This is a genomic window from Dietzia sp. SLG310A2-38A2 (assembly GCF_014145095.1).
Lineage (GTDB): Bacteria > Actinomycetota > Actinomycetes > Mycobacteriales > Mycobacteriaceae > Dietzia.
In genome coordinates, this window is sequence record NZ_JAALDX010000543.1 from 1 (window position 1) to 1,719 (window position 1,719).

Annotated in this window: 2 protein-coding genes; one reads left to right on the forward strand and one right to left on the reverse strand. The window is 69.7% G+C overall.

What is annotated here, in order from left to right; translation table 11 throughout:
* The coding region (bioB, locus tag G6027_RS17590) for a biotin synthase BioB (protein WP_182638269.1) at positions 1 to 1,074 on the reverse strand (1,074 nt) is incomplete at its 3' end.
* 118 nt (positions 1,075 to 1,192) lie between these two features.
* Between bioB and G6027_RS17595 the strand changes: the two genes are divergently transcribed.
* On the forward strand, positions 1,193 to 1,719 hold a 527-nt coding region (locus G6027_RS17595), incomplete at its 3' end, for a TetR family transcriptional regulator (RefSeq protein ID WP_182638270.1).

Below are 1,719 nucleotides of genomic sequence, written 5' to 3' on the forward strand. Positions count from 1 at the left end.
CGGTGCCGTCACGGGTGCAGCGCCGGGCGCCGCCACGGCAGCCGCCTCCGGGGTCGCGGAGTGGTCCACGGCCTGGCCGGCCCCCTCCATCTGCAGTACCTCGAGGCCGGCGTCGGCGATCATCTGCAGATCCTCGCCGCCGGGCTGGCCCTCGCTGGTGAGGTAGTCGCCCAGGAACAGCGAGTTGGCCACGTAGAGGCCCATGCCCTGGAGGTAGCCGAGGTGGCGTTCGCGGCCGGCGGCCATCCGGATCTCGGTGTCGGGGGCGACGAAGCGGACCATTGCGAGGATCCGTAGGCAGTCGCGCGGGTTGAGCGTGTCCACGCCCTCGAGCGGGGTGCCGTCGAAGGGCAGCAGGAAGTTCACCGGGATCGAGTCGACGCCCTTGGCGCGCAGGTCGAAGGCCAGCTCGACCAGCTGCTCGCGGGTCTCGCCCATGCCGGCGATGAAGCCCGAGCACGCCGACAGGCCCGCGCCGTGCGCCTGGCTCACGGTGTGCTCGCGGTCGGCGTAGGTGTGGGTCGTGCAGATCTCCTCGTAGTGGCTCTCCGCCGTGTTGAGGTTGTGGTTGTAGGCATCGGCGCCGCTCGAGCAGAGTTTCTCCGCCTGCCCGTCCTTCAGCGCGCCCAGGCAGGCGCACACCTCGACGCCCGGGGTGTCGGACTTGATGGCCTCGATGATGTCGGAGACCTTGCCGACCTCGCGGTTGCTCGGTCCGGTGCCGCTGGCGACCAGGCACACGCGCGAGGCGCCGGCCGCGATGCCAGCCTTGGCCGCGGTGACGGCTTCCTCGGTGTTCAGCCAGGTGTAGCGCAGGATGCCGGCGGTCGAGTTGAGCCGCTGCGAGCAGTAGAAGCAGTCCTCCGGGCACAGGCCGCTCTTGAGGTTGACCAGGTAGTTGACCTTGACCTTGTTGTCGAAGTGCTCGAACCGCAGCCGGGATGCGGCCGCGACCACCTCCATGAGCTCGGCGTCGGACGAGTCAAGCACGGCGAGTGCCTCCGTCGCATCGATCGCCCCGCCGTCGAGAATGCGGTCCGCGAGCTCGTGCCAACGGGTGGTCGTGGTGGCCATGGTTCCTCCTGAACGCCGTTCATTGAACGCCGTTAAGGTAGCGGGAATTCGCCGACTTGTACAGCGTTCAGGTTTCAGGCGCGTCGGAGCTGCGGGAGGGGCGATAGGGTTACCGGTCGTGGCTCTCAACAAGTCGGCCGTCGTCGACACCGCGCTCGGACTCCTGCACGAAGCGGGGTTGCCCGGCATGTCGATGCGCACGCTGGCGACGCGGCTGAACGTCCAGCCGAGTGCTCTGTACTGGCATTTCCCGTCTAAGCAGGCGCTGCTCACCGCCGTGGCCGAACGGGTCCTGGCGGACGTGGCCCCGGTGGAGGCCGGCGCCTCGGCCGCGGACGAACTACGCGGGGTGACGCGGGCGATGCGGATCGCTGTCGCGGGGGTGCCCGACGGGGCCGAGATCGTGGCACTCGGGCTGGCCGCCGGGGCGGTGAATCCGGTGGCCGAGGCGGTCGCACGGACGTGTGCGCGGCACGGGGGCGATGATCGGGCAGCGGGCCTGACCACTGCTCTCACCGCCTACGTCCTGGGCGTGACGATCGAGGAGCAGACCCACCACAACCTCGCCGCCGTGGACCCCGCGATGCCGCGCGTCGACTACGACTCGCGATTCGACGAGGGGCTCGAGGCGATGCTGGCGGGTAT